10 protein-coding genes and 2 pseudogenes are annotated in these 12,249 nt (G+C 43.2%); 8 read left to right on the forward strand and 4 right to left on the reverse strand.

Going from position 1 to position 12,249, the window contains the following annotated elements; translation table 11 throughout:
* The first annotated feature begins 229 nt into the window (after window positions 1–229).
* The 3 genes from AC3KZC_RS19285 to AC3KZC_RS19295 are packed head-to-tail and all read left to right on the forward strand — an operon-like array spanning window position 230 to window position 4,432.
* Window positions 230–886 carry an ABC transporter ATP-binding protein gene (locus tag AC3KZC_RS19285; RefSeq protein WP_490577517.1) on the forward strand — a complete coding sequence of 219 codons (657 nt, stop codon included), beginning with the start codon at window positions 230–232 and terminating at the stop codon, window positions 884–886.
* Window positions 879–3,362 carry an FtsX-like permease family protein gene (locus AC3KZC_RS19290; RefSeq protein ID WP_490577516.1) on the forward strand — a complete coding sequence of 828 codons (2,484 nt, stop codon included), beginning with the start codon at window positions 879–881 and terminating at the stop codon, window positions 3,360–3,362. The genes AC3KZC_RS19285 and AC3KZC_RS19290 overlap by 8 nt, the downstream gene beginning before the upstream one ends.
* A gap of 20 nt (window positions 3,363–3,382) precedes the next feature.
* Window positions 3,383–4,432 carry a lipocalin-like domain-containing protein gene (locus AC3KZC_RS19295; protein WP_490577515.1) on the forward strand — a complete coding sequence of 350 codons (1,050 nt, stop codon included), beginning with the start codon at window positions 3,383–3,385 and terminating at the stop codon, window positions 4,430–4,432.
* 39 nt (window positions 4,433–4,471) lie between these two features.
* On the opposite strand, the gene AC3KZC_RS19300 is transcribed toward AC3KZC_RS19295, so the two are convergent.
* Entirely contained in the window at window positions 4,472–5,677 is a 1,206-nt protein-coding gene (locus tag AC3KZC_RS19300) for an MFS transporter (RefSeq protein WP_490577514.1), read from the reverse strand.
* Between the two features lie 117 nt (window positions 5,678–5,794).
* On the reverse strand, window positions 5,795–6,379 hold the full coding sequence (locus AC3KZC_RS19305) for a DedA family protein (RefSeq protein ID WP_490577513.1): 585 nt from the start codon (window positions 6,377–6,379) through the stop codon (window positions 5,795–5,797).
* Between the two features lie 911 nt (window positions 6,380–7,290).
* Here AC3KZC_RS19305 and AC3KZC_RS19310 point away from each other — a divergent pair.
* From AC3KZC_RS19310 to AC3KZC_RS19330, 5 genes are all read left to right on the forward strand, one after another.
* A complete protein-coding gene (locus tag AC3KZC_RS19310) occupies window positions 7,291–7,551 on the forward strand; it encodes a hypothetical protein (protein WP_490577512.1) in 261 nt (86 codons plus the stop codon).
* Window positions 7,552–7,841: 290 nt separating this feature from the next.
* Complete coding sequence (locus AC3KZC_RS19315; protein ID WP_490577511.1) at window positions 7,842–8,162, forward strand: hypothetical protein; 321 nt, start codon at window positions 7,842–7,844, stop codon at window positions 8,160–8,162.
* Window positions 8,163–8,435: 273 nt separating this feature from the next.
* Complete coding sequence (locus AC3KZC_RS19320) at window positions 8,436–8,885, forward strand: hypothetical protein (RefSeq protein WP_490577510.1); 450 nt, start codon at window positions 8,436–8,438, stop codon at window positions 8,883–8,885.
* 277 nt (window positions 8,886–9,162) lie between these two features.
* Entirely contained in the window at window positions 9,163–9,624 is a 462-nt protein-coding gene (locus AC3KZC_RS19325) for an IS1096 element passenger TnpR family protein (protein ID WP_490577509.1), read from the forward strand.
* Between the two features lie 502 nt (window positions 9,625–10,126).
* On the forward strand, window positions 10,127–11,011 hold the full coding sequence (locus tag AC3KZC_RS19330; protein ID WP_490577508.1) for a TolB-like translocation protein: 885 nt from the start codon (window positions 10,127–10,129) through the stop codon (window positions 11,009–11,011).
* A 99-nt stretch (window positions 11,012–11,110) separates the two neighbouring features.
* Here AC3KZC_RS19330 and AC3KZC_RS19335 read toward each other — a convergent pair.
* Window positions 11,111–11,527: pseudogene (locus tag AC3KZC_RS19335) on the reverse strand (DDE-type integrase/transposase/recombinase); the annotation flags it as partial.
* 9 nt (window positions 11,528–11,536) lie between these two features.
* A pseudogene (locus AC3KZC_RS19340) lies at window positions 11,537–12,226 on the reverse strand (IS3 family transposase); the annotation flags it as partial.
* Between the last annotated feature and the right edge of the window lie 23 nt (window positions 12,227–12,249).

Consider the following 12,249-nt stretch of genomic DNA (forward strand, 5'->3'; position numbering starts at 1 on the left):
TACCCAATGGATTTCAAAGTGCATGAAGGCACCAAGCGCCTCAATATTCATGAGCATAAATGCACTATGTGATTGGTGTGAGGGCGTGTGGCCAACACCCGAACAACTTGAAAGACGAAGGTGATACTAGGGTGCGTTGGCGTTTTTTTAATCCCAGCAACCTAGCTGACAAAACAACCTGCAAGCGTTACTATGCCCTAACTAAAACACTGAACTACAAGGAATTAAAGTGATAAGTGTGACCGATTTATGCTTTCGCAGGCAAGATGGCGATCAAGTACAAACTCTGTTTGATGGTTTAAGTTTTAACCTCGAAGCACAAGAGCAAGTGGCTTTAGTGGGCGACAGTGGCTCGGGTAAAACCACTTTACTGCATTTATTAGCCGGTTTACTTAGCCCAAATAGTGGGAAAATTAACGTCAATGGCGAGCTTATTTCAACCTATAACGAACAACAACGGGCGCATTACCGTCGTAAAATAGGCCTTATTTTTCAACACTATCAATTACTTGATTGCCTCACGGTACAGCAAAATATCCTGTTTCAACATAAGCTTAATTTTCCTAAACAACCCCCTACGGCGCTAAGCGAATTGGTTGAACAATTAGGGTTAGGCAACAAACTCAATAAGTTACCAAGCCAGCTGTCGGGTGGCGAGCAACAACGGGTGGGAATTGCCAGAGCCTTACTTAACCAGCCGAAACTGATTTTAGCCGATGAGCCAACTGGCAACCTTGATCAAGCACGTTCACATCAAGTGGTTGAAATGCTAACAAACTTATGCAAAGAGCGGCAAATTAACTTAATTATGGTCACGCATTCGCAGCAACTGACTCGCTATTTTAATCGCGTAAAAGTACTTGCCAACGGGCAGCTCAATGACTGAGGTTAATCTTATTTTACGTACGCATCTGGCGTATTTTAGGCAGCACCCTTGGTTGTTAGTATTGTTTATTGTTGGCTTGAGTTTAGGCAGTGCGCTGCTCAGTGCCATTGCCGGGCTCAACCAAGAAGCGAAAAATCGACACCAAACGTCTTCGGCACTCACCGATGCCGCAGTGAGCCATCTCATAAAACCGCCGATAGGCCAAACCTACCTTGACGGGCAACTGTGGTTAGCGCTTCGCGCGCAGGGTTTTACCAATGCACAGCCCGTATTAAGGGGAAAACTCAAACTGGCATCGGGTAAAACGCTTTATTTACAAGGCGTTGATAGCCTTGTTTGGTTAAATAACCCAGCCCCAACCCGCACGCAGCAACCGGCTCAACACTCTACACAACAATCAACTCAACATTCGCCCCAACAAACGGGTTTTTCACTTGATGCCATTTTTATTGACAGCAAAAGTGGCCAAAGGCTTAAGCTTGAACCAAGCAGTACCACACTGGAACTTGCCAATAGTGGCGATACACCGAGCTATTATTTGTTCAATGACATAGGAATATGGTCAATCACTGATCTAGCCAATGCTGATATGCTTTTACAGGCACAAGGCCGATTGAGCTTTATTGAGTTGATTGGTTTAACGCCCGAGCAAATCCCGCAGGTTGAATCCATACTCGCCAATTTCTCTGTCAACAACTCAGCACTTACCAATGCTTCACCCACTAACTCAACACTGACTCCCACTGCACGCCTTGTGGCCACGCAAGAGCAAGACTTTGATGCGTTATCTGAGGCGTTCTTTTTTAACCTTGCGGCATTGGCGCTGCTTGGTTACATTGTGGCGGCTTTTTTAAGTTTTAATGCTATTAAGCTCTCGATTGCGGGGCGCAAAAAGCTCCTCAAACAGTTGAGTATTTTAGGCTGCACGCCACAGGCCATTCGCAGCGCCATAATCATTGAATTTACCTTAATGAGTTTTATAACCGCACTATTTGGCAGCCTTGCAGGCTTTGTGATTGCCAATGCGTTGGTGCTTGATATAAACCGCACCCTGATGGGGCTGTATAAACTCGACCAAGCCCTGACCATCGGCTGGCAATGGCAAACCTTAGCACTGGGCTTTACTATTAACATTGCCACGTTGGCACTGATGCTACTCACACAAAAAAGCACTTTTGCACACACAGGCAACAAAGTATTTTATGTGGCATTAGGAATGGTTATTACCCCGCTTTGTTACTTGTACTTTAATGCCCAATCAGAGCTTGATGCGCTATTATTTTGCTTTTTTATTTTGCTGTTTTTTGTGCTGATCACCCCCCAATGTTTAGGGCGCTTACTACGTTTTAACAACCCCTTTGTACACCCTTTGTGGCAATGGTTGTATGCCGACAGCCAATCGCAATTAAAAGAGCTGCGACTGGCGATTGTTGCCATATTAGTGGCCCTTGGCAGTGCCATCGGCATGCAAATTATGGTCAAAAGTTTTAGCCACACCCTAAACGCGCACCTTGAAAAACAACTCAGCGCCGATGTATATCTTCACGTTGATAAATACGACCCCACACTACGCGCCCGTTTAAGCGCCGACGCCAACATAAAGCGTGTTGGCATTTATATGGCTGCCGATGGCTACCTTAATAAAATGCCCACCAAACTAGCCAGTTTTGGCCAAGGCGAAGCGGCGTTTGCGCACATTAACCTCACCTCGGGCGAAGCGGTAAACGCAGCGCACTTTGCCAATAATGGCTGTATTGCCAACGAGCAAGCCAGCATCAAACATGGCTATCGACTGGGCGAACTTGTCGAATTTAAGCAAAACAACGCAATTTTTACCTGTCGAATTTCAGCTTTTGCTTATGATTATGGCAACACCGCGCTTTCGCTTATGACGCAAGAGCAAACACTAACAGCAAGCCCTTTGCATTGGCAGGTGTATGGCTTGTCGCTCAGCCTTAACCCGCAAACCCCTGTTTTGCAGCTCACCGAGCGGCTGATCAATGATTACCAGATTGAGGGCGCCACCATCACTGAAAATAAACGCTTTAAAGAAATTGCCAACGGGCTGTTTAACGATACCTTTAAGGTCACTAAAGTTTTAAATGGGTTTATTCTCGCCATTGCGTTAGTGAGCCTTTGCATTAGTTTACTGAGTTTAAGCGCCCAACATGCCAAGCAATTAGCGGTGTTACATAGCCTAGGGGTCGATGCAGCTCAGTTACAAACTCTTAAGCTCGTGCAAACTAGCTTGTTGGTTGGCTTTACTTGCCTTTTTGCTATTCCCTTAGGGTTTGCGTTAGGGTTCGCATTATTAAAATTTGTCATGCCCATCGCCTTTGGTTGGACTATCCATTTCAATTTAGACTTACCAGCCCTATTCACCACCTGTTTGTTATTACTGATTACAGCGGTGCTGTGTGCCTATCTGCCGATTAAAAAACTCACCGCCCGTTTACATGCCAAAGGAAGGGATTAAATGATGAAGGAAATGACTAAATGATAAAACACGTTTTACTATTGCTAACCGTATTATTGGTTTTGGGCTGTGAGCCTGCGCAAAAACCACGACACAGCCAAGCACTGCAAATATCAAGCGGTGAGCCTGTGGATAAAAATACAGGGCTGGTTTTTCCTTCTGATCATGGTCCACACTTAGCGCAAGGCATTGAATGGTGGTACATCACCGCCAACCTCGAGACAGAGTCGGGCGAGACATTCGGCGCGCAGTGGACTTTATTCCGAACCCAAATGCCGCAACCCGTTCAATCCACATGGTGGGACAACCAACTGTATTTCGCCCATTTTGCACTGCAACATCAGCAATCTCATGTTGCCTTTGAACGCTTTGCCCGTGCAGGGCAAGCACATGTTACTGCCAGCCCTTTTTCGGCACAATTAGATGACTGGTCACTAAAAAGCACAGAGCAACACTTTTTACCGCTGCAGATGCACGCCAAACAAGATGACTACGCTATTGATGTATCGCTCAGCAATAGCCCACTGGTAATCCATGGCGACAAGGGTTATAGCCAAAAAACCGCGAGCGGCCATGCCTCTTACTATTTTAGCTACCCTTTTCTTGAAGCAACTGGCACGGTTACCTTTAAAGGTAAGCAATATAAAGTGCAGGGCAATGCATGGTACGACAGAGAATGGTCGGCCAGTTTGTTAGATAAAAGCCAACAAGGTTGGGATTGGTTTAGCTTAACCAGCAACGACACCCATAAAGAAGGGTTAATGCTTTTTTGTATTCGCAATGCGCAGCAACACTATGATTACTGCAGCGGAACCCGTATTGCACAAAATGGGCAAGCAAACGCACTCTCACGCGACGATATTCAATTACAAGCCCTTGAATATATCACGCTTGATGGCACCTCCTACCCCAGTAAATGGCAAATTACACTCCCACACATTGCCCCCATTTTCATTGAAACCCTCACCAAAGATTCGCTCAATAGGCTCTCAATACAATATTGGGAAGGCAGAGTCAGCGCAACTGGCGGCTTTAATGGCAAGGGCTATGCTGAGCTCGCAGGGTATTAGCGGCCAATAACATGATCCCTTAATTCATGACGCGGTTTTTTATAACGTTACCGGTTGCTTAAACTTACTTTGGCTGGCAAGTAAATACATGATGATGGCTGCCACACTCACCGTTAGTGCGGCAATGGCAAAACCATATTGGGTGAGATCGTAATGCGCCAATAAAGCTATCACTACATAGCTTAAGCTTTGCACTGAGGTTGAAAACAACACTAATCCACCTTCGACACGCCCACGTTGGTTAATTGCCACCGTATGATGAAGCCAGTTTGTGCGTGTAATGCGGTTAAGTGCATTGAAAAACCCTAATAATGCAGTAAAAATCAGTAAATACATTGGGCTGAGTGTCAGGCTAACGGCAATAAGAACCAGCGCCAGCATCGCCATAGAATACACTAACGTCACCCGATGGCTGGCCAAGCCCAGCAGTTTACTAATTAGCACGCCCGTTAATAGCGAGCCCAAACCAAATAAAATACTGTACGCCGCAAACCAATCACCAGACATGCCAAGCTCAGCAAACCAAATAGGCACTAATTTGCTTAAAAATGTCAGCACCGGATACGACAAGCAAGACAATAAAATTAACGCATAAAACCGAGGTTGTTGGCTAAAAATGGCTTTGCTTTGCACCATTTGGCTGATGAAGCGCACTGCATGTTGCTCGCGCAGTTGTTGTCGATACGGCGTAACTAAATAACTGATGGTAGCAAGGAATGATGCGCTGGCAGCAAACGCGGCAAACTCCAGCATGCCCCAATATTTTAGTAACATCACTCCTAATGCTCCGGCGCCTAAGGTGGTGCTTTGCAAAACCATTTCTTGTTTGCCCGAAATAGAGGCGTATTCGTGGCTGTCGTAGTTTTCTTGGGTAAACGCATTGTTGGTTGACCACGCCAAATTACTCGATACCCAAAATATCAGCTGGGCCGCACCAAGCAGCCAATTCGAATCAAGGTCAAACATGGCGGCCACCATCACCAGCCCTGCTGTGGCACTTTGAAATACTTGCACCCACACCAAAATGGCTTTACGAGAGTGGCGGTCAATTAACGTTGCAAAAAAAGGCGTAAATACAAACGACGTTGCAGTACACACTAGCGCTAACACCGCTACAAATGTGCCCATGTTGCCGGGCTCTAACAAGATCCAAGACAGCGCCATCATAAATAACCCAGATGAAATGCCATCAAAAAAGCGGCCCGATAAATAGGGGAGTGTTCTGTTTTTACTGCCAAGTACCATTGCATTATTCCAACTGAAAGTCTAAATTGACTTGCACTGTAAAACCTAAAGTTAACTTGAGGTAAAGCGGTTTTTGCAATTTATTATGGTTAATTACCGATTGCTTTATTTGTTGCTTTATTGTTCACTCGGTGCGGGAGCAAGCGAAACTTGGCTTTTTTTCCAGATCCGATAGAGCGAGGCTAAAAAAATCCCCAGCAGTAAAATACTGATGGCCGTGAGGTTTTCGATACCAAACGCATCAAAACGTTCGCCAAAAAAGTAACCGCCGCCAACCATCACACCCGTCCAAGTTGCCGCCGATGCAGCATTGAGTACTGTAAACGACCTCCAACGCAGGGATGTAAGCCCAAGGGGCAGCGCGCCAATTGTGCGCAGCCCTTTAGGATAGCGATACATAAAAATGTAAGCCGTACCATGTTGCTCGGCCAGTGCTTGTGCGCGGGTAAACAACGATGAAAACGTGCCCGAGCGCGCAATCCATCGCACGCCATATTTTTTGGCAGCAAAAAAGCGCACTTCATCCCCTAAGTACCCGCCTAAAAAAGTCGCGATCACAATGTAATGCACCTCAAGCGCCCCCGCATACGCAGCGTAACCGGCAAACAGCGGCAACCAGCCACTTTTAAGGGCGCAGTAACAAAACAAAATAAGGTACACCACCACCCCATATTCAGTTAACAAATCAAGCACAGTTTGCATGTCACTCCTTAGTAAAACGCAAGAGAAATAAAGTCACGTAAGTTAAAAAAAACCATCGCTAAAAGAGCCATTAAGCGATAAAAACGCCGATATATAAAAATCACTGATGAAAAATCAACAACCCAAAACCGCAACTCAAAATGCGAGTGTTTTAATTGTTAATACGTTAAAAAATCAGGTTTAGATTGCCACAAGCCGCAGTTAAGTGAGGTGAGTTTGATTGGGGGGCTGATAAAAAGAGAGGCAGGATCTCTAAATTGGGGCTGCTGTTAGCATTCACCCCTGAAGCTCGGTTTGGCTGCCTGTATCCATGCTTCCACTTCCTCAAGCTGCAAAGCGATGCTTTGGCCTTTCGTCACCCCTGCGCCCCGACATCACGCTTTATCCTGCAAATAACCAATTGATGTGAACTAAACAGAAAAAAACAGCCATCAATTGGTTATTTTTAGGGCATGATCACGGGGGAATTGCTTGCATCGGCGTTAGATTTGCGTAGGTGCAAGCCTGCTTGCGAAGGCGAGCGAAGCTTGCCCGCTTTTGTCGGTGCTTTAGCCCGAATGTTGTTTAAAAACATGACTGGTTTTCAAATTGGTATCGTTGTCACACTGGCGACGGCAGCCAAAGAGGGGCTGCAGGGGTATTTTCATGTATGTGTGTATACACAGTGTTAATGAGTTTCTCGTATAGTCATGAAAACGAGCCACTGGGTCGTTTTCACTCCAAAGTAATTTTAGCCTTAGAGGAAGAAGGCTTTTTGTAGCAATATGTTATCCAATGTGATAAAAATTCCGGAAGTAGAAACTCGAGACGGTTCACGGTAGAAAACGACCCAATCGCTCGATATTAAATGTTATGTGCCAGCTGGAACAGTTAAAATTCTCAGCGTTGTATTGCGCTAAATTTGGTGAAATATGGAAATATATGAATACGATTTTGTTGCGCTGTTAATTCTTATTGCTGGTCTTTATTTTCTAACCAAAAATGAACTCGAATTAACACTATCGGCAGGCCCTACAAAAATAAACGGTGGAGTTGATGACAATAGCAAGTATACAAAGAGTAAAAAAGTTCATCTCGGTAAAGCTCAGACCAAAGTTTTTGCATGCATCTTGATTGCGGCAAGCATTTTAGTTTATTCGACGATCAAGGGTGAGCTGGCATTTGTATTGTAAGTCTATGGTGTATTAATCATGGCACATAACAAGTCAATAAAGTCGGACACGTAACGCTTGGCTCGTGTTCGTTCCTCACATATTTTAGCCAAGCATTACTTGGCCTCTTATTGAGGCGTTGAGGCTGTAGAATTACTCTTTTTTAAGAAAAACAGCCTGTTTTATGGGTTCCAAATGCATTACCTAATGCCTTAAAAGCGCTTAGGGTTGATTACAGGAGCTCGTTTTTTAGTTAAATTTGGCTGTTGGAGTTATTCTACAGTCTCGTTAGCTACCTAAAAGGAATTATCATGAGTCCAAATGAAATTTTATTATTCTGTCTTTCAATATCAATTGTTACTGGTTTAACGTTTGTGTTTCTTGGATACCAAATAGCTTTTAAAGAAAAACAACATTGGATAAATGGTGTAGATTTTTCAAAGTTATCTAGTCCAATTGAATTTACAAAAGCAATGGGGCGCAGCCTAATAAATACGGGAGTTGTGTTTTTTATCGTTTCGCTGCTTTTATATGTTCAGGTTGTAGGGTATTTGACTTTTGCTCTAATTCTTACAGTTATATCTTTTTATCCTGTTCTTGTTTTTGTTCAAGCTAAGAAAAAATATTCATAATTGCATAAATCGGTAGCTAACAAGTTACTCAAAAGGACGCAAAATGCTTGGCTTGCGCTCCTTCGTCGCTAAGTTTAGCCAAGCATTTATGCGCCCATTAGTAAGGCGTTGAGGCTGTAGAATTACTCTTTTTTAAGAAAAACAGCCTGTTTTATGGGTTCCAAATGCATTACCTAATGCCTTAAAAGCGCTTAGGGTTGATTACAGGAGCTCGTTTTTTAGTTAAATTTGGCTGTTGGAGTTATTCTACAGTCTCGTTAGGTGTTTCTCAGGATGAGATTAATTTTCTTACTATTTTTAATGTTTTCTAGTTTCTTTAGTTTCGCTCATAAAGATACAGGTATTACTCTTGACGAAAGTGGAAATTTGAAAGGGTTGCCTGCTAAATATTTACCTGCAACTTTCAAATCCAAAAACTCAACTTTGCAAATAGCCAATCGACAATTGTTAATTCCTGAGTGTATCTCTAGATTTTTAGCTAAAAGTGAGCTTTCATTTTCAAGCTCTTGGTATCACACTCGAAGTAAATTACCGCCATATTTTAATATCATAGCAACTCATCCAGCTAAAAATATTGAATATACATTTATGCTAAATATGGATACATTGGAGTTAATTAAAGCTTATAGCTTTCCTAATAAAACAGATGTTGCTGGTATTCGTTATAGTATGGAACCAATAGATTTATCATCAAACTGTATAAAAAGCATTAAAGCTAGCTAGGTCAAAAAAAACACCTAACAAGCTAATTAATAAGGACAAAAAACAGTTGGCTGTTTTCGTTCCTCAACATTTTAGCCAACAATTTTTTGCCCATTATTAGGGCGTTGAGGCTGTAGAACTACTCTTTTTTAAGAAAAACAGGCTGTTTTCTGGGTTCAAATGCATTAGCTAATGCCTTAAATGCGCTTAGGGTTGGTTACAGGAGCTTGTTTTTTAATTGGATTTGGCTGTAGGAGTTATTCTACAGCCTCGTTAGGTAACACGGTAAAGTCTGAGTATGATTGAAACTTTAAAGATAAAATTACTTGATGGTATGCACGCTCATAATGAATGGGAATGTGCTTTAGAAATCCCGATTGACCATAGCTTAGATGAATTACATCAGGCAATTTTGTGTGCTGTAGGTTTTGGTAATGACCACATGTATGAGTTTTGTATTGCGAGCTCTTATTATTCTAGAAATGCGCAGCGCATATCATGTGATGATGACAAAGTAACTAAAGAAACAATTGAAACTATATTCTCAAAAGCAAAAGGCAAGAAGCTCTTTTATATGTTTGATTATGGCGATAGCTGGTTGTTTCAGATAAATAAAAGTCGTAAAAAGTGTTTTAGTGAAAAACCGGATACATTTTATCCTAGAGTGGTGCACGAAAGCGGTGTTAAACCAGAGCAGTACCCTGAGTGGGGCGAAGATAGGCCATCCATGGCCAAGCTTCACCTTGTATTTCATCCATGAAATACATGGCTCATCAATCGTTTATTTTCAGGGCGTGATCACGGGGGAAATTGGCATCGGTGTGAGTGTTGAGTAAATTGCGGTCAATCACACGTTATGATGTATGAATTCAAGATTTGACCCCTTTATTCTATGACCCCTTTATTCTAATTCCGTAATAAATTTAAATTTCAGAGCAAATTAACTGTATTGTGTACATATTGTCAGGTTTTATTTTAGGTATGTTTACTCCCTTGTTAAGGTTAGGTAGTGTTGGCATTGAATTCAGTTTTAATTCAATAACCTTTTTAGGAAAAGGAAAAATAGGACAGGCACATTTCTTTTTCCTATCAATGCCCATTGCATTGACGGTGAAATCGATATTGAAAACAATTTCACGAGTTTGTTGCGGATAAACCAGCCTGGTTGAAAATTGGTGATAACGCTCAGCAATTTGAAGCACACCCAAACAAAAGAGCGAAAATAAACAAGGCGGTACTGGATAATGTTTAAGGAATATCGGATGAAGTATGTGTGGCTATCTGTGGCGCTTTTGCTGTCTGCGTCGGTTCTGGCAGTAGATAATAACGCTCAGCAAGTCTTACCCTTGTTAGCAGGACCTTATCTTGGCCAGGTACCGCCAGGTTTAACACCGAAGAAATTTGCCCCGGGTTATGTTTCAACCCGGCATCGCGACTTTAGCGGCTCGTTCACGCCAGATTTAACCGAGTTCTACTTCTCCAGAAGGGACGTGGATACGCAACAGTGGTGGTTAATGCGTTTTAAACTTGAGAATAACCAGTGGCAAGAGTCGGTGATTGGCCCCAGAATTGGCCGGCCGATACTGTCACCAGATGGCAATACCCTGCATTTGGGTAACAAATACAGGGTGCGCACCGCGGATGGCTGGTCAGAGGTAAAAAGCCTTGGCCCGATGTTTGACCGCGAAGATTGGGGCATTATGCGCCTGTCAGCAGCAGCCGATGGTACCTATATATTTGATGATTACAAAAGCAATGATGTGCTCAGAATCTCTGAGGTTAAAAACGGCCAGCGCCAGACGCCGAGATTGCTGGCCGATCATATTAATTCTGGCAAGTGGACTGCTCATCCGTTTATCGCTCCTGATGAGTCTTACATTATCTGGGATAGTGAGAAAGAACAGGGATTTGGTGATACGGATCTGTATATCAGCTTTCGCCAGCCGGATGGTGCATGGGGTAGTGCAATAAACTTAGGCGATAGCATCAACACTGATGGAACAGAAGCGAGTGGCTATGTATCTCCAGATGGCAAGTATCTTTTCTTTAACCGAAAACCCGTTCGGGATACAGATGGCACTCAACCTGAAGGCGATATTTACTGGGTGGATTCGCAGGTTATAGAAATGCTCAGGCCCAAACAATAATCCATATAACAATCGAAGTAAGAGCGACGCCAAAAGCGGCGCGCCTTTTTCGGGCGTTGAGGCTGTAGAATTACTCTTTTTTAAGAAAAACTGTTCTGGTCAACTCCAACCGGACACTTTTCTAAAAGAGATTTCAAAATCTATCGGTGACTGATCAGCATTTGCCGAATGCAGTCGTTCTACATTGTAATATTTCATATATTCCGCCACATCATCACGCATATGTTGACGGGTTGGCTGTGGTACTTTTAACAACCAGTCATGCTTTAAACTACCAAAAAATCGCTCTACAACAGCATTGTTCCAACATGCTCCCACATCACCCATACTTGCTCGACAGCCCAATTGTTTTAATAAACGTCGATAACCTTTACTGGTATATTGCGAACCTCTATCGCTATGAAACACCAAGCCTTTAGGTGGTTTGCGCAAGTTGTAAGCCTTTAAAAATGCTTTCTCCACTAAGCTTCGCGTCATTCGCTTAGATATGTTCCAGCCGACGATTCTGCGAGAATACTGTTCTGGTCAACTCCAACCGGACACTTTTCTAAAAGAGATTTCAAAATCTATCGGTGACTGATCAGCATTTGCCGAATGCAGTCGTTCTACATTGTAATATTTCATATATTCCGCCACATCATCACGCATATGTTGACGGGTTGGCTGTGGTACTTTTAACAACCAGTCATGCTTTAAACTACCAAAAAATCGCTCTACAACAGCATTGTCCCAACATGCTCCCACATCACCCATACTTGCTCGACAGCCCAATTGTTTTAATAAACGTCGATAACCTTTACTGGTATATTGCGAACCTCTATCGCTATGAAACACCAAGCCTTTAGGTGGTTTGCGCAAGTTGTAAGCCTTTAAAAATGCTTTCTCCACTAAGCTTCGCGTCATTCGCTTAGATATGTTCCAGCCGACGATTCTGCGAGAATACAAATCCATTACCACTGCGAGATACAGCCAACCTTCGCCTGTTTTAAGATAGCTCACATCACCTGCCCAAACTTGGTTTGGCCCCACAGGATTAAAATTCATATTAAGCAAATTGTCAGCCACACTCTCACTGTGCTTACGCTTTGTGGTGACCTTATAAGCCAGACGTTGCGTCACATGCAGCTTCAGTCGCGCCATTAACTTAATGGTGCGATAACGTGTGATACTAAACCCTTCTTTGCGTAGCGCTTTAGCTAACTCTCGACTACCTAGAAATACAGACACCCACAAATATC

The sequence above is a fragment of the Pseudoalteromonas sp. J2K-J031 genome (assembly GCF_058197095.2).

What these genes read in the sequence shown, in the direction of transcription:
- AC3KZC_RS19290 (WP_490577516.1), top strand. Translation starts at nt 879, where the DNA reads ATGACTGAGGTTAATCTTATTTTACGTACGCATCTGGCGTATTTTAGG.
- AC3KZC_RS19295 (WP_490577515.1), top strand. Translation starts at nt 3,383, where the DNA reads ATGATAAAACACGTTTTACTATTGCTAACCGTATTATTGGTTTTGGGC.
- AC3KZC_RS19300 (WP_490577514.1), bottom strand. Translation starts at nt 5,677, where the DNA reads ATGGTACTTGGCAGTAAAAACAGAACACTCCCCTATTTATCGGGCCGC.
- AC3KZC_RS19305 (WP_490577513.1), bottom strand. Translation starts at nt 6,379, where the DNA reads ATGCAAACTGTGCTTGATTTGTTAACTGAATATGGGGTGGTGGTGTAC.
- AC3KZC_RS19310 (WP_490577512.1), top strand. Translation starts at nt 7,291, where the DNA reads ATGGAAATATATGAATACGATTTTGTTGCGCTGTTAATTCTTATTGCT.
- AC3KZC_RS19315 (WP_490577511.1), top strand. Translation starts at nt 7,842, where the DNA reads ATGAGTCCAAATGAAATTTTATTATTCTGTCTTTCAATATCAATTGTT.
- AC3KZC_RS19320 (WP_490577510.1), top strand. Translation starts at nt 8,436, where the DNA reads ATGAGATTAATTTTCTTACTATTTTTAATGTTTTCTAGTTTCTTTAGT.
- AC3KZC_RS19325 (WP_490577509.1), top strand. Translation starts at nt 9,163, where the DNA reads ATGATTGAAACTTTAAAGATAAAATTACTTGATGGTATGCACGCTCAT.
- AC3KZC_RS19330 (WP_490577508.1), top strand. Translation starts at nt 10,127, where the DNA reads ATGAAGTATGTGTGGCTATCTGTGGCGCTTTTGCTGTCTGCGTCGGTT.